22 protein-coding genes and 1 pseudogene are annotated in these 22,624 nt (G+C 41.8%); 12 read left to right on the top strand and 11 right to left on the bottom strand.

The features are described from left to right. Positions 1-28: 28 nt before the first annotated feature. On the bottom strand, positions 29-184 hold the full coding sequence (locus tag HEQ19_12685) for a hypothetical protein (GenBank protein WYM00250.1): 156 nt from the start codon (positions 182-184) through the stop codon (positions 29-31). 46 nt (positions 185-230) lie between these two features. On the opposite strand from HEQ19_12685, the gene HEQ19_12680 reads away from it, so the two are divergent. From HEQ19_12680 to HEQ19_12670, 3 genes and pseudogenes are all read left to right on the top strand, one after another. Then, positions 231-2,141: a GTPase family protein gene (locus HEQ19_12680; protein WYM00249.1), complete on the top strand. Its 1,911-nt coding sequence runs from the start codon at positions 231-233 to the stop codon at positions 2,139-2,141. 170 nt (positions 2,142-2,311) lie between these two features. Beyond that, a complete protein-coding gene (locus HEQ19_12675) occupies positions 2,312-3,085 on the top strand; it encodes a hypothetical protein (protein WZI67196.1) in 774 nt (257 codons plus the stop codon). A 219-nt stretch (positions 3,086-3,304) separates the two neighbouring features. Next, positions 3,305-3,547: pseudogene (locus tag HEQ19_12670) on the top strand (transposase). Here HEQ19_12670 and HEQ19_12665 read toward each other — a convergent pair. The 4 genes from HEQ19_12665 to HEQ19_12650 form a co-directional block, all read right to left on the bottom strand. Further along, positions 3,544-3,882 carry a PAS domain S-box protein gene (locus tag HEQ19_12665; GenBank protein WYM03380.2) on the bottom strand — a complete coding sequence of 113 codons (339 nt, stop codon included), beginning with the start codon at positions 3,880-3,882 and terminating at the stop codon, positions 3,544-3,546. The pseudogene HEQ19_12670 and the gene HEQ19_12665 overlap by 4 nt on opposite strands. A 129-nt stretch (positions 3,883-4,011) precedes the next feature. Then, entirely contained in the window at positions 4,012-4,227 is a 216-nt protein-coding gene (locus HEQ19_12660) for a hypothetical protein (protein ID WYM03379.1), read from the bottom strand. 462 nt (positions 4,228-4,689) lie between these two features. Continuing rightward, on the bottom strand, positions 4,690-6,273 hold the full coding sequence (locus HEQ19_12655) for an NAD(P)H-hydrate dehydratase (GenBank protein WYM00248.1): 1,584 nt from the start codon (positions 6,271-6,273) through the stop codon (positions 4,690-4,692). 135 nt (positions 6,274-6,408) lie between these two features. Continuing rightward, complete coding sequence (locus tag HEQ19_12650; GenBank protein ID WYM00247.1) at positions 6,409-7,281, bottom strand: hypothetical protein; 873 nt, start codon at positions 7,279-7,281, stop codon at positions 6,409-6,411. A 229-nt stretch (positions 7,282-7,510) separates the two neighbouring features. Here HEQ19_12650 and mnmA point away from each other — a divergent pair, with 229 nt between their 5' ends. After that, positions 7,511-8,566, top strand: a complete 1,056-nt coding sequence (gene mnmA, locus HEQ19_12645; protein ID WYM00246.1) for a tRNA 2-thiouridine(34) synthase MnmA — start codon at positions 7,511-7,513, stop codon at positions 8,564-8,566. A 19-nt stretch (positions 8,567-8,585) separates the two neighbouring features. After that, positions 8,586-9,380 carry a Tab2/Atab2 family RNA-binding protein gene (locus HEQ19_12640; GenBank protein ID WYM03378.1) on the top strand — a complete coding sequence of 265 codons (795 nt, stop codon included), beginning with the start codon at positions 8,586-8,588 and terminating at the stop codon, positions 9,378-9,380. A 34-nt stretch (positions 9,381-9,414) separates the two neighbouring features. On the opposite strand, the gene dcm is transcribed toward HEQ19_12640, so the two are convergent. Both dcm and HEQ19_12630 read right to left on the bottom strand, forming a co-directional pair. Further along, positions 9,415-10,773: a DNA (cytosine-5-)-methyltransferase gene (dcm, locus tag HEQ19_12635; GenBank protein WYM00245.1), complete on the bottom strand. Its 1,359-nt coding sequence runs from the start codon at positions 10,771-10,773 to the stop codon at positions 9,415-9,417. A gap of 247 nt (positions 10,774-11,020) precedes the next feature. Next, a complete protein-coding gene (locus HEQ19_12630; GenBank protein ID WYM00244.1) occupies positions 11,021-11,305 on the bottom strand; it encodes a DUF2470 domain-containing protein in 285 nt (94 codons plus the stop codon). 249 nt (positions 11,306-11,554) lie between these two features. Here HEQ19_12630 and HEQ19_12625 point away from each other — a divergent pair, with 249 nt between their 5' ends. Further along, positions 11,555-12,316, top strand: a complete 762-nt coding sequence (locus HEQ19_12625) for a metallophosphoesterase family protein (protein ID WYM00243.1) — start codon at positions 11,555-11,557, stop codon at positions 12,314-12,316. 133 nt (positions 12,317-12,449) lie between these two features. Here HEQ19_12625 and HEQ19_12620 read toward each other — a convergent pair whose 3' ends face one another. Further along, complete coding sequence (locus HEQ19_12620; GenBank protein WYM00242.1) at positions 12,450-13,310, bottom strand: M48 family metalloprotease; 861 nt, start codon at positions 13,308-13,310, stop codon at positions 12,450-12,452. 247 nt (positions 13,311-13,557) lie between these two features. Here HEQ19_12620 and HEQ19_12615 point away from each other — a divergent pair, with 247 nt between their 5' ends. The 3 genes from HEQ19_12615 (at position 13,558) to HEQ19_12605 (ending at position 15,789) form a co-directional block, all read left to right on the top strand. After that, positions 13,558-14,091: a DUF4330 domain-containing protein gene (locus tag HEQ19_12615; GenBank protein ID WYM00241.1), complete on the top strand. Its 534-nt coding sequence runs from the start codon at positions 13,558-13,560 to the stop codon at positions 14,089-14,091. Positions 14,092-14,948: 857 nt separating this feature from the next. Beyond that, complete coding sequence (locus HEQ19_12610; GenBank protein WYM00240.1) at positions 14,949-15,368, top strand: RusA family crossover junction endodeoxyribonuclease; 420 nt, start codon at positions 14,949-14,951, stop codon at positions 15,366-15,368. A 109-nt stretch (positions 15,369-15,477) separates the two neighbouring features. After that, a complete protein-coding gene (locus HEQ19_12605) occupies positions 15,478-15,789 on the top strand; it encodes a hypothetical protein (GenBank protein WYM00239.1) in 312 nt (103 codons plus the stop codon). Positions 15,790-15,856: 67 nt separating this feature from the next. Here the strand turns inward: HEQ19_12605 and HEQ19_12600 are convergent, their stop codons facing one another. Beyond that, complete coding sequence (locus HEQ19_12600) at positions 15,857-16,753, bottom strand: alpha/beta hydrolase (protein ID WYM00238.1); 897 nt, start codon at positions 16,751-16,753, stop codon at positions 15,857-15,859. A gap of 566 nt (positions 16,754-17,319) precedes the next feature. Between HEQ19_12600 and HEQ19_12595 the strand changes: the two genes are divergently transcribed. Beyond that, positions 17,320-17,904: a hypothetical protein gene (locus HEQ19_12595; protein ID WYM00237.1), complete on the top strand. Its 585-nt coding sequence runs from the start codon at positions 17,320-17,322 to the stop codon at positions 17,902-17,904. Positions 17,905-18,492: 588 nt separating this feature from the next. Here the strand turns inward: HEQ19_12595 and tnpA are convergent. Next, a complete protein-coding gene (gene tnpA / locus HEQ19_12590) occupies positions 18,493-18,915 on the bottom strand; it encodes an IS200/IS605 family transposase (GenBank protein WYM00236.1) in 423 nt (140 codons plus the stop codon). A gap of 67 nt (positions 18,916-18,982) precedes the next feature. On the opposite strand from tnpA, the gene HEQ19_12585 reads away from it, so the two are divergent. Both HEQ19_12585 and HEQ19_12580 read left to right on the top strand, forming a co-directional pair. Next, a complete protein-coding gene (locus HEQ19_12585; GenBank protein ID WYM00235.1) occupies positions 18,983-20,311 on the top strand; it encodes a transposase in 1,329 nt (442 codons plus the stop codon). A gap of 44 nt (positions 20,312-20,355) precedes the next feature. Then, positions 20,356-21,138, top strand: a complete 783-nt coding sequence (locus tag HEQ19_12580) for an armadillo-type fold-containing protein (protein ID WYM00234.1) — start codon at positions 20,356-20,358, stop codon at positions 21,136-21,138. 110 nt (positions 21,139-21,248) lie between these two features. Here the strand turns inward: HEQ19_12580 and HEQ19_12575 are convergent, their stop codons facing one another. Beyond that, positions 21,249-22,004, bottom strand: coding sequence for a WecB/TagA/CpsF family glycosyltransferase (locus tag HEQ19_12575; GenBank protein WYM00233.1), 756 nt, complete (start codon positions 22,002-22,004; stop codon positions 21,249-21,251). Between the last annotated feature and the right edge of the window lie 620 nt (positions 22,005-22,624).

The following is a 22,624-nucleotide window of genomic DNA, read 5'->3' as shown; positions in this document are numbered from 1 at the left end:
TGTGTATGTTTTAGTATCTGTATTGTATTTATACTTTTTCCCCAGTCCCTAGCCCCCAATCCCCAGCGATGCACTGAGCTTGTCGAAGTGTCCCCAATCCCCAATCCCCAATCCCCAATCCCCAGTCCCCAGCGATGCACTGAGCTTGCCGAAGTGTCCCCAATCCCCAATCCCCAATCCCCAATGATCGACAATAATATAAGAACTCTCCGCAAGGCAGGTATAGGGCAATGGTGCGCTTAAAACTGTGGCAGTGGGTAATATTAGCTACCCCAATCGCCTTCACGATCGCTTTTTTACTAATCTCTGCAGGATTGCAAATTCAAGCATGGCGCATTAGCTGGATTTGGGGCGTGTTAACTCTGTTACTCGTGGGCTGGCGTTGGCTACTGGTGAAATGGACTCGTCCTGCGGTCCAGCAGTTAGAAGCTGTATTGGCGGAAGTTAGTGAAGAACTGAAATCTACTACTACAGATAGTGTCGGTCAGGCGGGAAATGATGTTACGAATCAAGCACAAGCAGCATTACAGGATATTCTCAAAGCTGCACAGAGCGATCGCCCAATTTGGGAAGACTGGCAAACCTTTTGGACAAGATGCCAAAATCTGGTGGAGGCTATTGCCCATATTTACCATCCTGAAGTTAAATATCCCCTATTGAATATTTACATTACTCAGGCTTACGGGTTAATTCGGGGGACAATGGATGATTTGGATGGGTGGATGCAAAAGTTATCACCAGCCCTCAATCAAGTTACCGTAGGTCAAGGATACGAAGCTTACGAAATCTACCGCAAGTTGGAGCCATCCGCCCGGAAACTGTGGCAAGTTTGGAATTGGGCACAATGGATGTTAAATCCAGTCGCTGCCGTCGCCAAACAAGCCAGTAAGCGTTATAATGACCAAGCCAATCAGCAACTGTTGGTAAATTTGAGTCAGATGTTGCGCGAAGCTGCGCTGAGGAATTTATGTCGTCAGGCGATCGCACTTTATGGCGGTAACACCTTACCAGCTTCCAAGTTTCCCACCTCCACACCTACCTTACCCAAAGCCAAAACCCAAACTTTGCGAGACATTCTGGCGCAAGCAGAACCGGCTGAGGCGGTGGCACAGAAACCTGTCAATATTCTCCTAGTGGGGCGGACTGGTGCGGGGAAGAGTAGCTTAATTAACACGTTGTTTCAAGCTGATTTAGCGGAGGTAGATGTATTACCTAGTACAGATAAGATTCAGAATTATTACTGGCAAACTGGCAATACAGAAAGCCTAACACTTTGGGATACACCAGGGTATGAACAAATTAACCGGGGAAATCTGCGTGAGCAAGTCCTGGATTATGCTAGCAACGCAGACTTATTATTGTTAGTTACCCCAGCCCTCGATCCAGCCCTACAAATGGATGTGGACTTTTTGCAAGACATGAAAGCTGAAGTCAGCGATTTACCTGCAATTACAATTGTTACCCAAGTAGATCGTTTGCGTCCGATTCGCGAATGGGTGCCACCTTATGATTGGGAATGGGGCGATCTTCCAAAAGAAATTGCAATTCGCGAAGCTACGGAATATCGCGCCCAATTGCTAGCTGATTTCAGTAATTTAGTTTTGCCGGTTGTCACGAGTGATAGCAAAATCGGTCGAGTCGCTTGGGGTGTAGAAGCGCTATCTTTGGGAGTAATAGAGGCGATCGCACCAGCCAAACAACTGCGTCTAGCCCGATTTTTGCGTAATCTCGAAGCCCGCACTGTCGCAGCTGCGAAAATCATCGACCATTACACCTTCCAGATGGCGACAACCCAGGGACTTACAGCACTGGTTAAAAGTCCCGTTTTGCAATTTATCTCTACATTATCAACGGGTTCGCCTACCTTAGCTTATCTCCTCGCCGAGCAAATTCCTGTGGAACAATTGCCTATTGTAATTGGTAAACTGCAGATGGCTTATGACTTGTTTTCGCTGTTAAGAAATGGTGAAAACCATAGCCGCAATTTTGACCTGTTATCATTGTGGTCTTTGCTGTTAGAAAACCCCGCCACACCAGACCGAAATGCCTGGGCATTTGGTCACGCTTTGGTAGAATATTGGAGTCAGAATTTGACAATTGAACAACTACAAGAGCGGTTTAATTATTATTTGAATGTTTGACTCGGCTGCAGATACCCGACTTATCAAAGAAGTCGGGTATCTTGTTTATTATGAACTTATAAACTTTGGATATGGTGGGCAATGCCTACGTATATTTCAAAAATCAAATAACAGTCCTAGAAATGTCCTGAATTTGATAAAATCTGATTAATCACAATCTCAAAAATTGCATGACTCGATTTATTCATGACCAATTTGCTAAGGATTATTTGCAAGAATTACTCAAAGCTTATGGAGAAGTAAAAGCATCATCTAAGGTAGCAGGAGAGGTCAAAGAAATTGATGTTATCTTCACTCCTTCAGTCCAACAGACTACTAGTTTACAAATCTTAGGATTGCTGGGAATATTTGCCGAATATCCAGCAATCTTCGAGCCATTTCGTAATGCAGCATCTACTGATGAAATCTGCGACTGTCTGCTAAAATTATTAGAAGTTAGGGGTGCATTACAGCGGGAGGCGAATCGAAACAAAACCTCACCTGTTGAGTCAGACATTCCCAAATTATGGGTTCTCACTCCTACAGCATCCCCAGCACGATTATCTAGTTTTGGTGCGATACCAAAATCTGATTGGTTAAGAGGGGTATATTTTCTACCAGAAGCTCTACGGACGGCAATTGTAGTCATCCACCAGCTACCGTCAACACCAGAGACGTTATGGTTAAGAATTCTTGGTAGGGGAACTGTACAGTCACAGGCGATAGTGGAGTTGGAAGCGTTACCATTAAATCATCCATACCAGAAAGTAACACTCGAATTAGTTTACAACTTGCGCGAAAATTTGAGAATCAATCAAGATTTAGAAGAAGATGATCGGGAGTTAATTATGCGATTAGAACCACTTTATCAGCAAGACCGTGAAAGAGCAAAACAAGAAGGTAGACTAGAAGGTAGACTAGAAGGTAGACTAGAAGGCAAACAAGAAGGGTTCTTGCGTACTTAGCGTGCTAAATATGTTGAAAAATAAGCTTGAAATCCTTGCTGGGATAAGATGACAGCCATTATTTACTGCCTTTTAGGTCTGATGATTAAAATTTTGGCTATAAGCGCCTGTAAGCCTTGATTTTAAAACAAAGTTATCGACTGTAATTAAAAATTTAGCACGTTAAGTACGCAAGAACCCAATTTATTTGAAGACAATAAAAATGTGGTAACGGGAACGCTAGAATTAATCAATTGGTTAAAAAAAGCTGAACCATATTATCAAAGAAGTGTGCAGACAATTAAACGGTGGTTTGGAGAAATAGTCGGATATTTTGAACGAAGGACTACCAGTGGAGTAGTAGAAGGAATAAATAATAAACTGAAGTTAATAAAGCGAAGTGGATTTGGATTTAGAAACTTTCGTAATTTTGAGATTAGAGCTTTACTTTCTTGGCATTATCCTATCAATTTAGCACGCTAAGTACGCAATAGCCGTAGTTTTTCGACCTGCTCCAAGTCGGTTGCTAAATCATCAGGGTAGGTGATTTGCTGAAAAGTTAGGGTTTGGAGTTCAGCGTGAGAATAACCGACAATTTCACAAAACCGCTGGTTCAGGCGAATAAATTGTCCAGTCAGTGACACATGTCCGATACCTACCGCTGCTTGTTCAAAAGTACAGCGGAACCGTTCTTCGCTTTCCCGTAGGCTTTTTTCTGCCTGTTTGCGTTGTGCTAATTCTACCTGTAACTGTTGGTAGGCGGTAGCTTGTTGAATGGCGATCGCAATTTGCACCCCCAGTTGATCCAATAAATCCAATTCTACCCCAATACAGTTCAGTTAAGGAAAATTGTCGTAGGGGCACGGCACGAATAAAATTGTCATTAGAAGAAAAAATTTTGGATGTTCCCGTAAGTGTATATCAGAGCCTAACTGAACTGTATTGGACTATATCCTTTTGGGCTTCAAAAATACCCACGCTACCAACAATGTCACGGCTGTAAATATTTGCGTTAAATCCAAAGCAGACAGATAACCATCTGCAAATGAAGCAATACTGCGATCTGTTATACCAAATAGCCAGGAAGACAGTCCAAATAGCCAAATCCCATTTTTAATATTACCAACGAAGACCTTAGAATCGGACGGCTTTCGGTCGTTCATCATCTTCTACTCCCTTGGTGAAAAATCTGGTGATGGATGAGAAATCCCCGTCAGAGTTTTTTCTGTTTCATGACGCTGAATTTATCTTTATGTTAATAAATATTTCACTAACTTGACTAAAATGCCAACAAATACATATGGATATCTTGACATTCCCAAGACAGTTACCAGCTTTTGCATCTCGACTGCGGCAATTTTGTGACAAGAAATACAAATAAATACGCGATATGATATACCAGTGGTGTTAATAACTCTTGCATCCGCGCTGCTATCGCTTCGTTTTCAGGCGCTGGTATATTTTACGATGGCTGCGCCAGCCGTTGGCATCGCTTGTGGTCTGGGTTTCCTACTCAAGAAGTTCCCATGTTTTTTCCGTTGATGCACCTGTTGACAAGCTTACCTTTTTCTTAAGTTGTCACCAATAGTCTGAGACTGGGAACGAGGGAAGCACTGAAGTGTTGACTAAAAAATACTGATAAATTTCCACAAATATTGTGTCAATGTAAAGGCATCAACACCTAACTCAGTGCGCTCAGAGGCTGCTAAAATACCAGCTTGAGAATGCCACCAAGCAGCAGTTGCAACGATATCTGACACCGGAACCTCCCGATTTGCTGTTTGCGCCAATAACCCACCAAGTAGCCCAGTTAACACATCGCCACTTCCACCACGGGCTAAAGCTGGGGTACTTTCAGGATTTATCCAAACCCTACCTTCGGGGTTTGATATGGCAGTTCGTGCCCCTTTTAATAATACTATTGCCCCGCTTTGCGTTGCCGCAGCCTGCACCGCCTTAACTCTGTCTTGGTTAGCATCGGGAAGATCGGGAAATAACCGCTTAAATTCACCAGTGTGGGGGGTGAGTACTGTTGGCGCCTGACGTTTTTGTAAGGTGGGGATTGTTCCTAATTGTGCTAGAATATTCAAAGCATCAGCATCGAGAACCAAAAGGCGATCGCTCTCAATCACCTGTTGTACAATAGGATGACTATCTGTAGTTAAACCAGGACCACAGGCGATCGCCGCAAAGGAACTTAAATCTGTGTTCTCTGGTAATTGTAATTGGGCGATCGCTCCAGTTTCCGTTTCTGGACAACCAATAATCAGCGCCTCTGGTAAATGTGACACCAAAATCGATTTCAACGACTCTGGTACAGCAATTGACAGCATTCCCACACCACTAGCGCGGGCGCCCAAAGCAGTTAAAATCGCCCCCCCAGCATAGCGACGCGAACCACAAATTAACAGTAAATGTCCTTCTTTGTATTTGTGGGTGACTAGTGGACGAGGTAAAGGTAAAGTAGAAACTGCTGTTTTTGTAGTGATCCGTTTAATCTTCGGTGCATTTCCCAACACAGCTTGCACATCAGCCAAGGGAATATCAAAATCAATTAACTCAGCTTTTCCCAGATAGTCTAACGCCTGATCTTGTAATAAACCCAGCTTCCATAGACCCAGACACAACGTATGGGTAGCGTGAATTGCAGTTCCCAAAACTGCGCCTGTATCGGTATGCAAACCTGAAGGTAAATCAATACTAATCATCGGCTTGTGCCATTGATTTAATTGATTAATTGCCGAGGCGATCGCATCAGTCAGGTTTCTTTCTAAGCCAAAACCAAACAATCCATCAATTAGTATATCACAATCAGGCAACTCTTCAATTGTTTGATAAAAAGGAATACCCAAACTCCGAGCATACTGTAAATGCTGCGAAGTTAATTCCTTTACCTGAGAAAAAGGATGATAAATCCAAACCGCATAAGCGCGGAAGTGCAACTCACGGGCGACTACCAAAGCATCACCCCCATTATGACCCGGACCGACCAGAATACCCACACGGTCTCCGATGGGGGGAGAGATTTGCGTCACCTCCCCAGATACAGAGTTCGGGTAAATTTCTTGAATGCGACGGGTAATTAATCCCGCTACCTTTTCCATTAAAGCAGCTACAGGTATTCCCGCGGCAAAGATCCGCGCTTCAATATCTCGCATCTGTGCGGCCGTAACTACTACTTGGGAAATTTGTTCTAGCCTCACTCCCAACTCCTAACTCTTAACTCTTACAGCAATTTTCACCCAATAACCAGAGATCTTTGTAAGGGCGCAAGGCCTTGCGCCCCAAAAGCGTGGTCTATTTACCTGAAAATGGCTGTAACTCCTAACTCCTCACTTTTAACTTTACCTTCCGTAATAAACTCTGGCACTACCATATCCCAAATTTCGCACATAATTATTCCATTGTTCTGCATCAGCACGTTTATTAAAAGGCCCTACGGCTACGTGCGCTCCTCGTGGATTTTGTCTTTCGACTATTCCCCCTTCATATCGTCCTGTACTCTGGCGAATGCGGTTAGCAATTACATTTAACTCTGCTAATTTGCCAGGAATGATGACATAGTATGCTCTGGTAGTTTCTGGTCGTCTGTTATTCTGTATATTATTAGAATAGCTTCTGTTATTCTGTATATTATTAGAATAGCTATTGAAAGCGACTATTGCCTGTCCGTTCGAGGATCTGACGACTTGTGCCCCATTGATACCATTTAATTGTAGTTCTCTCACCCGCTGTTGGGCGTTAGATTCTCTGCTAAATGACCCTGACTGGATGACGGAACGTCCATTCATCTGGCGGATATAGGCTCTAGGTTCTATCGAACGTACTCGTTGTAATTGATCATAATTCATATTATCCACATACACCAAGTAGCGCTCACTCAAGTTTTGGTTAAATTGATTAGTCCGCACTGATTGGTAAGGGTTGACATACTCGTTAACTTGATTAGTCCGCACTGATTGGTAAGGGTTGACATACTCGTTAACTTGATTAGTCCGCACTGACTGCATCGGTTGTGTCGGCTGCTGTAATATTATAGGCTGCTGACTGGTGGGAATCTCTTGCATAGGCGGTGCTGGGGGTAGTCCGTTAACTACTTGAGCAAGCATTATTCGATTGTTGTTAATTTGCCCTTGTGCTGGGGTAGACTGGGCAATCAGCGCTAACCATCCCCCCAAGAACAGTAAGATATATTGCCTTGTGATTGTATTCGACATAGGTAACTGTTGTAGCAAGTTAGTATATATTTGTAGTATAAATTTAGTTTTTCTGGGTGGCAATAAATACATCTTTAGAAAATTAGTGCCGTACCCTCAGCGATAACGCACCCTAGAAATATCCCTAATCCCTCGTAGTAGGTAAAGCGCTTGATTAGCAAGGATTTTTTGGATCGGTGTGCTACAATCGATCAGTCACGAAGCTCCCGTGCCGTCCTTGTATAAGGTTATGAAAAAAGTCGTCGTTGGTCTTTCTGGTGGCGTTGACAGTTCCACCGCTGCAGCAATACTGCACAATCAGGGCTATGAAGTTATCGGTTTAACCCTTTGGCTAATGAAAGGCAAAGGACAGTGTTGCTCTGAAGGTATGATCGACGCGGCTAATATCTGTGAACAATTGGGAATTCCCCATCAAGTTGTTGATATTCGGGATGTCTTTCAAACCAATATTGTTGATTATTTAGTCAACGGTTACAGTGCGGGAATCACTCCTTTGCCTTGTTCGCAGTGCAATAAAACTGTGAAATTTGGCCCAATGGTACAATATGCCCGTGAGCAATGGGGATGCGATCGCATCGCTACTGGTCATTATGCCAATATTAACTATGACGAAACTACTGGGCGTTACCAGTTATTAAGGGCTGTTGACCGCAATAAAGACCAATCCTATTTCCTTTATGATTTGTCTCAAGATTTACTAGCCGCTACGATATTTCCCCTAGGTGATTTACAAAAAAGTGATACCCGTCGCCTCGCGGCTGAATACAGTCTGTCAACCGCTGATAAGCCAGAAAGTCAAGACTTATGTTTGGTGGAAAGCAACGGTTCCATGCGGGCATTTTTAGATAAATACTTAGCGCCGAAGCCAGGTGATATTGTTGACACAAGCGGTAAAGTTTTGGGGCAACATGATGGTGTCCATCATTACACAATTGGACAGCGCAAAGGGTTGGGGATTGCTGCACCGGAGCCGCTGTATGTGATTGAATTAGATGCAGCAAATAATAAGGTGATAGTCGGCGATCGCACTAAAGCAACTCTTGGTGAATGTACTGTAAATCGGGTAAATTGGGTTTCCATTGCACAACCAGCTAGCCCCATTCACGCCGAAGTCCAAATTCGTTATCGTTCTCATCCGACACCAGTCACGGTAATTCCTTTGGAAAACTCCCGTGTCCGCTTGGTGTTTGACGAACCCCAGTTTAGTATCACCCCTGGACAAGCTGCTGTGTGGTACGACGGCGATAAAGTTTTAGGTGGCGGAATTATTGAACAGTTTAATTGAAACAGCCGCTGAGAAAAAGATGAAAATTTGGCAAACCGATTTTTATCGTAGTCCCCAACGAGATGCAACTGGTGAAATTTTATGGGAATTGTTGTTAACTGACGCAACTCGTAGCTTTGAATATATAGCCACCTGTCCCCAATCACAAGCAAATTCCACTTGGATAACTGCTCAACTTGAGTTAGCCGCTGGTGAGAAACTCCCAGATATAATCCAGGTGTTTCGTCCTCAATCTTTAAGTTTAATTGCCGCCGCTGCTGGTAATTTAAATATTGAAGTCGAACCTACGCGCCGCACTTTGGCACTAAAGAAATGGTTGCAAGAAAAGCAACATCCTTTAGTAGTAGATAAACCACCCCCAGCACCATTACCAGAAAATCTCTGGGGGGAACAATGGCGTTTTGCGACTTTAAATGCAGGTGAATTGGTAGATGTGTTTAAGGAACGCCCAATTCCAATTTTGGATACACCAGAAGATCTCAAACCCCTAAATTTGGGGTTAGCCTCAACAGTAGCGATCCCCGGTGTGGTAATATATGGAGGCAGGCGATCGCTCCCTTTGGCACGGTGGTTAAAAACATCCCGTCCCGTAGCGCTGAGTTATATTGCTGGTGCCCCTGATGGTTTGGTGTTGGAAGCTAGTTTGGTAGATAGGTGGATTGTGGCGACTTTTGAAGATTCGGAAGTAACTACTGCTGCTAAAGTTTATGAACAGCGCAAGCAGCAGAGTCAGGGGCTGCACTTTTTATTACTCCAGCCTGATGATTCGGGTATGACTTACACTGGTTTTTGGTTGTTAAAATTAGAAGATTGACGCCTTCAAAAAATCTTTGCAACACATCGATAATCTATAGAGGCGCAAGGCCTTGCGCCCCTACCCTATCTGTCCCATTCTTTTTTCCAATTGGTATGATTTTAAGCTGCTCTTTCTTTGTTGTTTGTTGAACAACAGAGAAAATATTCAAAAGCACTTCTTTAGCCACAGCTTTAACTACATTAATACTCACAGAATTGCCCAATTGATAGTAAGCTTTATCATCTTGAGGATGTAGGATAAAACTATCAGGAAAACCCTGCAATCTTGCGGCTTCGCGCTGAGTTAGTCGTCGCACTCGGTGATTGTGGTAAACTCCCAATCTATTAGCATCACTAGCCACTAGGGTAACAGAAATTTTCTGAGGATCGACAAACTTATAAACCTCAAAGGAAAAATTACCCGCCAAAGGTTTATATTTCCCATTAATCAATTTTAGATATTTCTTCGCAACCAAAGAGTTGAGAATTTCTCCAAGATTTGGGTGTGCAAAAAAACTAGCTATTTGTTCCTTAGTTAATAACTTTCCATCTTGTTCACGCCCAAACTCTTTATTACGTCTCTTTAAAATAAACCGGTTCATCAATGCAATTTCATCCGCGCTACACTCACCACGCAATCCTAATTCCCAAGAATGAACCGAGTTACCACCGCGATAATCAATCAAACGTACTCCATGTAAGCGATTTAAATCATCATGAAATATTCGTTTCAAAGCACTTACAAACTCGGTTGAACAATCATATTTTGCATCAGGGTTATTTTCTAAGATATCAGCCACAGTTACCGGCTTTTTATCCGGGTAAAATAAAGATAGCTGTTGTGTATCATAAGAGTGGGAATCTTTTGGTCCCACATCTGATATCAAATCAAAAGTGGGAGACGCATTTAAAACTCCTACAAGATAAATTCGCACACGGTTCTGCGGTAAGCCAAAATTAGCACTGTTGAGTAAACAACTATGAAAGCTGTAGCCTCTACTTTGCATTTCGTGCTGAATTGTTGTCAAAGTTCTACCTTCATCATGGCTATAAAGTCCTCGGACATTCTCAAAAATAAACGCTTTTGGTTGATAAGTATCCAGTAATCTGGCGATTTCAAAAAAAAGTGTCCCTCGCGTATCTCCAAACCCTGCTTTTTTACCCGCATGAGAAAAAGACTGACAAGGAAACCCAGCCAATAAAATTTCATGTTCTGGTAGTTTCTCAATTAACCGCACATCACCTAAAGGTTTATGACCGAAATTTGTTTCATAAACTAATTGAGCATCTGGATTAATTTCGCTACTTAAAACACATTCAGTTTCTATATTTAAAGAATTAGCCGCTTGTTCAAAAGCTAATCTAATTCCCCCGATTCCTGAAAATAAATCAACAAACCGAATCTTTTTCATAGATTGACGTGCGAATACCAGAACAGATGAAAAATCTTTATGTCTTTGTGGTGCAAGATTTTTTTGACCATTACAACACCTTCCTGTAAATAGACCACGCACGCGGTAGGGGCGCAAGGCCTTGCGCCCTTACTTTGGTTTGTGGTTATTGCGTGAAAATTGTTGTCAGACACCAAGATACTAAGAGGATGAATGAGAAGTCTCAGTTCACCCTGTACTTTGAAAATTGTCAAGGTAGCAACAATTTCTACTTCGTTTGGACTCTAGCTTGTTTGATCATTGCAATCAGAGTTTGGTGAGCATCTTCCGCATCTGCTAATATATGATCAAACGAAATGCGAACTGGTACAGGTTCACCATCGACTTGTGCTGTTAAATCCATACCTTCAGAATCAATTGACAGCATCGAGGCTACTGTTGCAGATGTTACTCCGCCAAAGGCCTGAGCATAAAGAACCACCGCATCAGCATGATCCTCATTCATATGCTTGCAGATGCGCGAACTAATTGCCGATGAAAACTCTTCAGACATTGTAAAATTCCCAATAAGTTATAGAGCAACTGGGTAAATTTTAAGCTAACCTAGATAAAATTTGCTGAATTTGGGATTAGCAACCGCGCTAAATTCTCTGTTCAGAGTCTGTAGTCAGGACTTTTACTTGTGTGAAAAAGATTACAATTATAATAGAATACAATTTGTCAAGTAATTTTTACCTTTATTTGCGAAATCCAGACCGCTGAAATTGTAGCAGCAATATTAGGGAATGTCATTCAAAAGCAGATGAGCCAAACTAACCAGCGTCGAATTGTAATTGGGGATGTGCATGGTCACTACGAAGGATTGATGACTCTCTTGAGTGCGATCGCCCCCACATCTGACGATCAACTCTATTTTCTCGGAGACTTAATTGATCGTGGACCTCAGAGCGCACAAGTAGTTAATTTTGTCAAGAACAATAACTACCCATGTTTGCTGGGAAATCATGAGCAGATGTTATTAAACATTCTCAGCAATGGGGGAGTCGCCACCCCAGCAATGCAAGCCTGGTTGTATGGTGGGGGACAAGCAACGGTAGCCAGTTATCAAGAAGCGACAATTCCCCAAGATCATCTCGATTGGTTCAAAGCGCTGCCAACATATCTCGACTTAGGGAATGTGTGGTTAACTCATGCTGGTGTTGATCCTTCCCTACCATTAACAGAACAAACCTCAGAGCAATTTTGCTGGATACGAGACGAATTTCACAGCATTGAACAGCCTTACTTTCGTGATAAACTGATTATCATCGGTCACACCATTACCTTTACTTTACCAGGCGTCAACCCTGGCTATCTAGCACAAGGCAGAGGGTGGCTAGACATAGATACTGGCGCTTATCACCCCCGTAGTGGCTGGTTAACCGGACTCGACATCACAAATAACCTAGTGTATCAAGCCAACGTATTTAAAAAACGTGTCCGCACCCTATCTTTAGAAGAAGCCGTAATTAACGTAGATCCAGCCGAAATTAGAAGCGATCGCCGCAATAAGCAGCGCGTATAATTATGGTTGTCATTTGTCATTTGTCATTTGTCATTTGTCAGTTGTCAGTTGTCATTTGTCCTCTTGGCTGTTAACTCCAAACTCCAAACTCCTAACTCCTAACTCCAAACTCCTAACTCCTAACTCCTAACTCCTAACTCCGTATCAAGGGGCGGAGATTAGTTTTATAAGTAGCATTATCTAATCCGTCGCGGCCATTGCTAGGTTGAGCATTAATACTGCTGTTGAGTTTCTTAATGCGATCGCCTGTTGCGGGGTGAGTACTCAAAAACGCTGGCGTAGAACCCCTTGCTACGAGTTTTTTCATAAAGGAAACCATCGCCGATTGAGCATAACCACTGCGTGTCAAAGTTCTTAATCCCCGTTGATCAGCATCAAATTCATCTTGACGACTGCGGGGACGATTTAGGGCTAGTTCCACACCAATTCCCACAGCTTGATTGCGGTCTAAACCTGTTGCTGTTGCTATCCCACTAGCGATCGCTTTTTGTCGCATTTGTTTTATTAGGTGTTTTCCGCCAATATGACCAATTTCATGGGCGAGTACACTTGCGAGTTCCGCTTCATTGTCTGCAACTTTCAGCAGTCCTGTGTGGACATAAACATAGCCTCCCAAAGTGGCAAAGGCATTGATAGAATCATCCTCAACGACCTGGAAAGTATAGGGAAGATTGGGGCGATCGCTATTAGCTACCAAACGCCGACCTATTTGTTCTACATAACGATTAACTTCTGCATTCCGGTAAAGGCGAACTTCGCCACTCTGTAATTGCTGATTAATTTGCTTACCAAGATCAACTTCGTCGCGATCGGATATATTAGAAAGCTGAAGTACCTGGACTCCCTGTAATAATAGCGGCAATAAGTCAAAAGCCCTACCAGGGAGGGGTGTAGTCACACATACACTCAGGGCGACTACCACCGAAATCAACGGATACAACCAACGACGCCGCCACAAACGGTAATTTGTCAGAAATTTTTGCCAATAAATCATAATCTAGTGTAAGGATAATCTTGAAAGAACTTAAAATATGAGACAAATTATAAGACGAGTTTAGACTGTTCTAAGTTGCATTCTCAACTGAATACAGAAACTCGACCCGGAAAAGTTATGATAAACTGTCGCATGACTACAACCCCTAGCCAGTTTTAGTTTTTTGTCTTTTAGATAACATTGCCGTTATCGTGATAAAACTTGCTGCTAAAATCAATTACTCCGCTCTCATCTGGGAAAATTTGTTATGGCTATTTTAGATTCCAAAGGTCGCTTATTCGGCAAAATCAACCTTTTCGATTTAGCTGCTGGGCTGGTAATTTTGCTAGTGATATTCGGCATTTTTGTTTTTCCTGGTCCTTCCGGTTCCGTCGCCCAAGTCGGTGTCGAAGCCGTACCCATCGAAGTAGATTTAGTAGTTCGTGGTTTGAATGTCCGCGACCCTGAACAGTTATTCAAGAACGGATTTACAAAAGGTGGTAAAACCAATGTAATTATCCGCAATCAACCCCACGGTCAGATTGGGATTAAATCGATTCAACAACTACCTCGAACCTTGACTATTGCTCAACCCGATGGTTCCGTGAAAGAATTGCCCGACCCTCGTTCAAACAATTTTAGTACAGATATGCTTTTGACCTTAGAAGGTAAAGCTAAAGTTACTAAAACAGGACCTGTCATTGGTAACAGTAAAGTTAAAATTGGTATGCCATTTGAATTAGAAGGATTTAACTATAACTTTAATGCTACTGTCATTGATGTTAGGTTAAAAGATAAATAACATTCCTACTTTAGGAGAAATATCTGTTTCATTGCCTCTCAAAACGGGAGGCATTTTTTTGCTAAATTAGGTATTATTACAGCATCTTTTAGGCAATAAGCGCATCTTATACCAATTCTGTATGAGAAGGTAAATATGCTCAAAACCCTTACCAATGACCAATAATGACCAAAGCCTGCACGCCTCAATAGCTGATACCGTTTCACTTTAAGTATGATACAAATACGTTGGTAGGGGCAAGGCAATGCCGTGCCCCTACTGGCTTCTATATGTATCAGAGTTTTGGTGAAATGGTATGACCTAGTTAACATCATGATAATTTTGTTTAGAGAATAATTAAGTCTGGTTAATGATGAATTAAATTAAGTTGGCTGACTTCTTAACATCTACAAAATCTTGAAATTAGCCATCAATTTTTATCTATGTTGTTGTTTATTAGTTTAATATGTTATTGTGTAAATGTGGACTGCATAATTAGTGTTTTTTAATACAAAAGTTGTCTTGATGCTAGAGTAGTAGGTATGTAGAAGCCACCAAAATAGGGTTCACACCAAAATTTACTTAGTATTATAGGGTTACTCTACTGTTAGAGCTAAAGTAACTTTTTTAGCTCCTAATCAGCAGAGATTCTGGTATTTTTCTCTCAGTAAAGCGACAGATAACAGCGATTAATTTGGTCAAGATTAACACCCTGACCGAATTTGAGATTTTACATTTGGGATTTGGGATTGAAAAAAAAGAATCTCAAATCTCAAATCCTAAATTATGTGTGTGGTGGTCAATCTACAATCTCAAATCCGAAATCAAAAATTGCATGACAACTGTTAATAGTTGAATTAATTTGTGAGAATTTCTCAATGCTACCCTTTGATTTTGTCGTCATTGGTAAACCAGTTTCTCACCAAAGTAAAGAACGCAAGCGCATACAAGCCTGGAAAGACCAAGTTCGTAGTGCGGCTGAGTCTTACTGGAAAGGAAATCCACCATTAGGTGATCTTTTAAAGGTTGTGATTACACACTTCTATGAAGCAGTTTCTGGCGATGAGTCGAGTGTTCCAGATAGTGACAATATAGTCAAGCCCATTAGAGACGCCTTGAATGGTGTAATTTATGTTGATGACTATCAAATTACCGATTTCATCAGCCGTAGACGCAACCTTAATGGATCTTTTAGACTCAAGGGAATATCCCCAGCTTTAGCAGAAGGATTTGCCCAAAGTCAAGAATTTTTGCACATTAGAATTGAACTTGCGCCAGATCCTGGAGATTTACATTGATATTGCCTTGAGATATTATGTACTGCTTAACACAGATTTTCACATAGGACTGCTGTAAAATAAATGCATTAATTGCTACTCTACCGCCAGGACAAAACAAGTAAATTTTATGCGAGAGCCGCAAAATCAACATCTGTTAGAGCATCGGCGACTCCTAAAGCTTGCCAGAGAATACCGTCAAAAAGGGTATTCTGTTACCATCTATCCTGCTCCAGAAAAATTACCTGCAACCCTGGCTGGCTGTGTCCTGGACTTAGTAGCTGTCAATGACACAACAGTTGTTGCGGCCACTGTGAGGACAAGAGAAACTCTGAGTTTAAACGGTTCCGAGGATATACGCCGAATTAGTCAATCAGTACAGCAGCTTCCAGGATGGGAGTTAGAGTTAGTAATCACAAACTCACGCAGAAAGTCCATCTGAGTGCTGAGTTTGGAGTTAGGAGGAGTGAGCGAACAATTATTATTCTCTCATCCCCCATTCCCCACCACTATTTAAGCAAAGGCAAAAATTGCCGAATCAACCCAATTGTTACCGCTGGTAGTTCTAATTGTGGCGTTAACCCCACATCTTGTAGCGGTTGAAAAAATCGAATCGCTTGGGGATTGATATTTGCTAGGCGGCGTCCAATTTCTGGCCCGGTAAATTGGGATTTTTGTCCCCAGATAATAGCGGTGGGAGTTTTCAGTTGCTGAATGTAAAGGGACAAATCAAAGCACAAATCGCCCCGGACAAAAGATAGGGCTGCATATTCAGCATTTGGCTGCTGGGCTGATTCCAGATAAGCATCGACAATTTCCTGGTAGATGCGACTAGGCTGGGCAAATTGTCTTTGCTCTAAAAAACTGCGAATTCCACCACTGGTAGCAATACCAGCACTATACAGCAAGCGGTCAACAACGGGAACGCTGACTAACTGAGCAAAAAAGCTGCGGGAGTAGTCTTCGCCAAAGTCAGAAAGTCCAGCGGGTGTGGTGAGAATTAAAGACTTGAATAAATTAGGATGGGCGATCGCCACTCGAATTGTCAACGCCGCAGTTAGGGAAGAAGCGATCACCGTTACTGGTTCTGTACAAGTTTGCGCCAAAAACTGACGAATATTCGTCAAATAATCTTCAATCGTGTAATTACGTGCTGGATGCTCCGATTTACCCCAGCCGATTAAATCTGGTGCAAGAATGCGATATTCGGCGGTAAAGGCTGGATAAACTTTCGACCACTCATAACTAGAAGACCCACCGCCAAAGCCATGCAAAAATACCAAAGTTTGGCGATCGCCTTTTGCGGTAACATCATTCTGCCACGGTGCGCCAGTGGCAGTATGGTACATAATTTTACCTAGTGAGGTAATTATGGAACGTTGCTCAAATCCCAATGGCTCAAACATAAATATTTGTTATTGACTATTGTGGTTCTTTGGTGTGATTTATATCAATATCAACTCAAAACACTTATTTGTTGGATTAAAACCCCACTTTTCCCACTTTTCCCACTATTATTATCCATTCAATCATGTCCTAACTTCTTACCAGGGTCAGATTAAGTAGATGTGAAAATACCGGATTTGTTGTAAAGTTTTAGTGATTCTTTTTTCACTATCAACAGTCAAATTTGCTTGGAATTACTTGCCTGTAAGGATTTATGCTGGTAGCGACTATCACTAGATAGATTGTTCCGTCGGAAGTGTTTTTATGGTACTCTATCGGAAACATCACGGATAGTTTTGAGTGTTCAGCAGAAGCTCACAGTCTTTTAATTTGCATTTTCCCAAAAAACCACTTGATTGTGGATTCGGCATTCAGCCCAGGCTGATAGTGCAAATTAAATCAGCGACAGCTTAGATGAAACTCTCAGTATGTAAAGCTATTAATTTTAGTTATGCATACAGAAACAATAGTTTTTGATGAAATTATTAATCGGATTATTCTCTAGGCGATGGTAGAGCGCAGTGTCATGGTAAAGCAGGCTATTCTTCAATCGGCTAAAGTGTCAAAGGTTGAAGACGCTAAATTTGCGCTTGACAGTTATAAGCTAAAAAAGCAAGTTATAGCTTCGGCGTGGCAAGATAAAGTCGAGGAATTGATTGAAGCAGCGAAGGAAGTTGTACCTACTTGCATTTCGTTAGATTTGGAAGATTTGAAATGTTTTGAAGCCGTGGAACGTCAGTATGAGCAGTGGGGGGTCATTTTCCATAATTGTCTAGCAATCCAACCATCAAATCCAGCATTTCCAACCCGTTCGGGGCTGACTGTGTTAATGGGAGCGCCCAAGAGCGGGTTTTTAGAGGCCACTTTCTTACGTCCTGTTAACTTGGTTAGTACCTGTGTCACCAGTTCCCAAAGGCTAGTACTTTGCGCCTACGGTAGCGATCGCCAATTACTTGCCCAAACCATACTACCAGGAGCTAATCTAGCCAATTCTGACTCCCTAATACCCCCTAATACCTTATTATCTGTGACAGCAAATGACATCCATTCTGTGACATTCTGCGCTTTTGATGGTCAATTCACCCTTGATGACATTCGTTTTAGTTTTTAAATCAAAACCCTAAAAACTCAGTTTTGAAATCACTCTACCCCGCCCGACATCGTGTATTTTTATGAGTTTTATTTTGAATAAAAAATAAAATTGGTAACTGTTAACAGTTCACTGACAACGTGCAAAAATTATATTATTATATATAGGGCTACTATTTAATTGTTGAAATATACGTAGCTTGGTCAATGCCTTACACATATAGATTTCCCTAGGCATTCCCAAGTCTAGAGATACTTAAACTTTTTCACAACTGAAATATTATTCCCATAGCAATCCAATTTTAGTTGTGACTGTTAACAATTGCTAATTCGTAATTATTCGTCAACAGTCAACAGTCTATAAGCAGTTTACCATATCATTGAGGACTGTTATATTATTTAACCTAATTGCGTAATTCCCCTTCCTCAGCCGTTCGCGCAGCGTGTCGTAGACAAGGCAGGGAGGGGATGTAAGCAAGTCAAAAACGTAAGCGTTGCGGTAGCGAGTCTTGCCTACGGCACGCCAAGGGCGAACGAGCGTCAACGTCATCAACAAGTATTTTACCGCAGGTAGAACATTCTTGATGACAGTTGAGTTTTTGACAATATATTAGTTGGTTGGTTTGTCCTGTGATTGGATATATTCTTTTAGAGTTTCTAATGGCGCACCACCAGCAGAAATAACACAGTAAGCATCTGTCCAAAAACTAGGGTCTTCTTTGTTCCAATAGTATTGTTTGAGATATTCCTCAAACTCTTTTCTGACAATTCTACTTGATGCAGATTTTAGAGAACTAATTAACTGTGAGGTATTATTGTCTGGATGTACATCCACCAATAAATGTACATGATTTGCCTCACCGTTAAATTCTAATAGTTCACATTTTCTTTTTTCACAAACTCTACTAAATATTTCTTGTAATTTAGTTAGAATTGCTTGATTTATAACATTTTTACTGTATTTTGTCACAAAAATTATATGGAACTGAATCCTGAAAACAGCATGAGCGCCTTTTCGTAAAGTAGTTTTCATATTGACAACTGAAAATTATGGTGATATTCTACCATAAGTCAGGAAACTGAAAAGGGGGTGATTACTGATGGCGTTACGTAGAGCAACTTTTAGGCTTTATCCAACAAAGGAAGTCAATGCAAAATTGCATTACCATAGGAAGCTTCATCAGGATCTATATAATGCCGCAGTATCAAACAGAATTACTTCATACAAAAAGTTTGGGAAATCTGTTTCTTACTTTGAGCAACAGAATTGTTTACCTGATTTCAAGGAAGTCTGGTATGAATATAAAGTTTGTAATTCCCAAACATTACAAGCAACATTAAAACGTGTTGATTTCGCTTTTCAACGATTTTCCAATGGACTTGGAGGATACCCTAAATTCAAATCAATCCGTCATTATTCAGGTTGGACTTATCCATCATTTACCGGATGGAAAGCCCATAGCACTGGTGACAACGGTTATTTGAAATTAGCAAAAATTGGTCAAATTCAGATGAGAGGAAAAGCTAGAGTTTGGGCACAAACCAAAGCTTTAGACATCCTTTATCGGCACGGGAAATGGTACGCCTCCATAGTTTTAGATATTGATGAAGTTCTCTTAAAAAATAGTCGGAAAACTGATAATGGTATTATTGCCATTGATTTAGGTTGTAATGATGCAATTGCTTGGACAAACGGTGTAGAAAATGGCTTAGTTCCTGCTCCTAGGTTTTTTCGTAAAGCGGAAGAAAAGAATAAACAATTAAGCAAAGGTAAACGTCGTAAACGTTCACCTAATTTCAAAAAGAAGATTAAGGCTTCTAGAAGGTGGAAGAAAACACAAAAGTTAATTAGCAAGCTTTTGAGAAAAGTTTCTAACCAACGTCAGAACTTCGTTCACCAGGAAACTACACGGATAATTAGCGGTAACAGCACGGTAGTAACTGAAAAACTAGAAGTCAGAAAAATGAGTGTCAAAGCCAAAAAAGGCAAACGAAAGAAACAAAAATCTGGTCTAAATAAATCAATTCTTGATGTAGGAATGGGAATGATAAGAGATGCTTTGAAAGCAAAATTATCAGATGTTGGAGGTTTATTTGTAGAAGTGCCTACGAAAAAAGTAAAACCATCCCAAACTTGCCCTAAATGTGGGCATCAAGAAAAGAAAACTTTAGATCAGCGAGAACATGTTTGCCATAATTGTGGATATACCCAACAAAGGGATATAGCATCAGCAGAAGTGATGTTGCTTTGGCATTCAAAGAATCTACAGGGGTTAGGAACTAACCTCTCAGATGTAGATGATTTTAGCTCTACTTCAGACACCAGTAAGCACAAGCAAACTGGAAGTCTCAAGCAACTAAGTCAGAGGAAACGTCAAAAATCTCAACTTACTGATGGGGATGTAGAAACCCCATCTTCAACGAAGTAAGATGGGGTAGTTCATTCTTGTAAGTAATTGAGTAGGTATACACCGTGGCACAGGCTTCGTCTTCGTGGCAGCAATTAATCAACCAGCTTCCAGTCTGGTCGCTTCCAGGGTTCAAGACAGGAAGCCCAAAGCAGCGCACTTTCCAGAGGTTTTCAGGGCCTGGAGGTATTCTTGGGTTCCTGACAATCATCGTTGCTATGTTGTTGTGGAACTGGAAACTTCTCTTGGCGCTGTTGAGCGGCGTTGGGGTAATGTTATTAGTTTACTCAATCCAGAAGTTGGACTGGCAAAAGCACTGGTCTTTGATTCGGCAGTTTTTCAACAGTCCAAATCGTCGCTTAGTTTTAGCAGTTACTAGTGGTGGTATTGCTACCATCAGTACTTATATGGCAGCAGCAATCTGGGTTGATGCCAAAAGCCCCTGGATTGCGGCTGGTGCTATTATACAAGGTTTAGGAACTCTGTTAACTTTAATTTTTTTAGTCTGGCAAAGCGTCATTTTTTATGGTAAGCCAGAAGAAGACCAAATTGATCAGTTGTTGGTTTTCTTAACTGAACCAGACCCCTTAAAGCGTTTGATTGCCGTACAACAACTGACTAAATTCATCACTCGCCAACGAATTGATTCTTCCTGGCAGCAAAATATCGTAGAATGCTTGCGACTCCTACTGAGTAGGGAACAGGAAGCCGTGATTCGAGAAGCAGCTTTTGAGAGTTTGCAAGCCCTAGACCGCTTGCAAGTTCTACCATCTACATCTACTACAGCCACGCCCTTGCGCTATATGGAGTCAAGAGTCCAAAGTCAAAAGTCCAAAGTTCATTCTTAAGCTGGAAAATCAGGGTTTTTGGCGTCGTTGAATGATCTTTCGGGGCGCAAGGCCTTGCGCCCCTACCAACAATCATCCTCACATAGCCGATAAAATGGGTGCTACGCCCACTAACTAATTGCACCCTTTGCCGTGAAATGATAAACAAAAGCTTTCATCGCAAACTCTGGTAAAGCCAACATCCGCCGCCAACGCCAGGGTTCTTGATAAAGCCGATATAGCCATTCCAAATTATTATTTCCCAACCACGCGGGGGCGCGAGTTTTTGCTCCCGACCAAATATCAAAGCTACCACCAACGCCAATCCAAATTGCTTGGGGACACAAATGACGATTTTCGGCAATCCATAACTCTTGACGTGGCACTCCCAAGCCGACAAAAATCACTTGTGGCTGCAATTGGGCCAGAGTTTGTCGTAATTGTTCTTCCTCTTCTTTTGAATGGTAGCCGGAGTGAGTACCGACCATATTCAAACCAGAGATTTGCTGCTGACAAAACTCAGCCGCATTTGCTGCTACACCAGGTGCGCCGCCATAGAAAAATACCTTTGTACCTGTCTGCTGTTGTCCAAGTTCTCGCAACAGTGTTTCCGCCAGTTCAATCCCTGGACAACGCTGCACTTTTTGCCATAAAAGCCAGCGTAAATACAGAACTACCCCCGCGCCATCTGGAATCACTAACTCAGCATCTTGAATGACCTTAGCTAGAGAACTATTCCGCTCTGCTTGCATCGTCATTTCTGCATTTAGCGTTACCACATGAGCGCCTTTGCCTTCAAGTAGGCATTCTAGCAACCAGCCCGGATAGTTAGTCATCACATGAACTGGTATGCCTAAAACTGAAACCTTTTTCGGCGGTTTAGACATAGGCGATTCGTTGATTAGCCTCACACCAAATTGTTTAGACCGCTAGTTTATCAAATTTGTTCATATACTGTCTGTCGTAATTTTAGCAACATGTAATTTACCGTTGGTAAGTAAAACTCAGTACAATATCTGCCCAAAATGATTTAATAGTCCGAAATTCAGACTCTATATTCAATATTGAATATAATAACAAAAACTTATATCAAGAGGAAGAAAGCCTACGGCATAACCCAGCCTACATTGAAATTTCTTAAAATACCTAGGACTTACGCATGAGTAACTCTAAATCAAGGGTTTGGGTTGGGCATAGGGCATAGGGCAGGAAAAATTCACCAATGCCCCATGCCCTATGCCCCATGCCCGATCTCCATGAAATGAATTAATCATTGACATCCCTTAAGGTTCTTGGGCTAGGCGAATCATATTTTGGGTTGGGGTTGTCAAAAAGCGTGGCTTTTGTCTACGTTCCCTACCAGACCCGCAGGCTTTACGCGGAGCGTGTCGTAGACAGACGCACTCGCGTTCGGAAAATTATGGAAAATTCTGGCTACTATACCGCGCATTGTTGACGGTTCATGTTGTAGGTTTGATTCCACGGGGAATTAAGTGCTTGTGGTACT

This window comes from Gloeotrichia echinulata CP02 (assembly GCA_038087035.1).
Lineage (GTDB): Bacteria > Cyanobacteriota > Cyanobacteriia > Cyanobacteriales > Nostocaceae > Gloeotrichia > Gloeotrichia echinulata.
The sequence above is the reverse complement of the archived record's forward strand: the minus strand, read 5'-3'. Positions and strand labels throughout refer to the sequence as shown.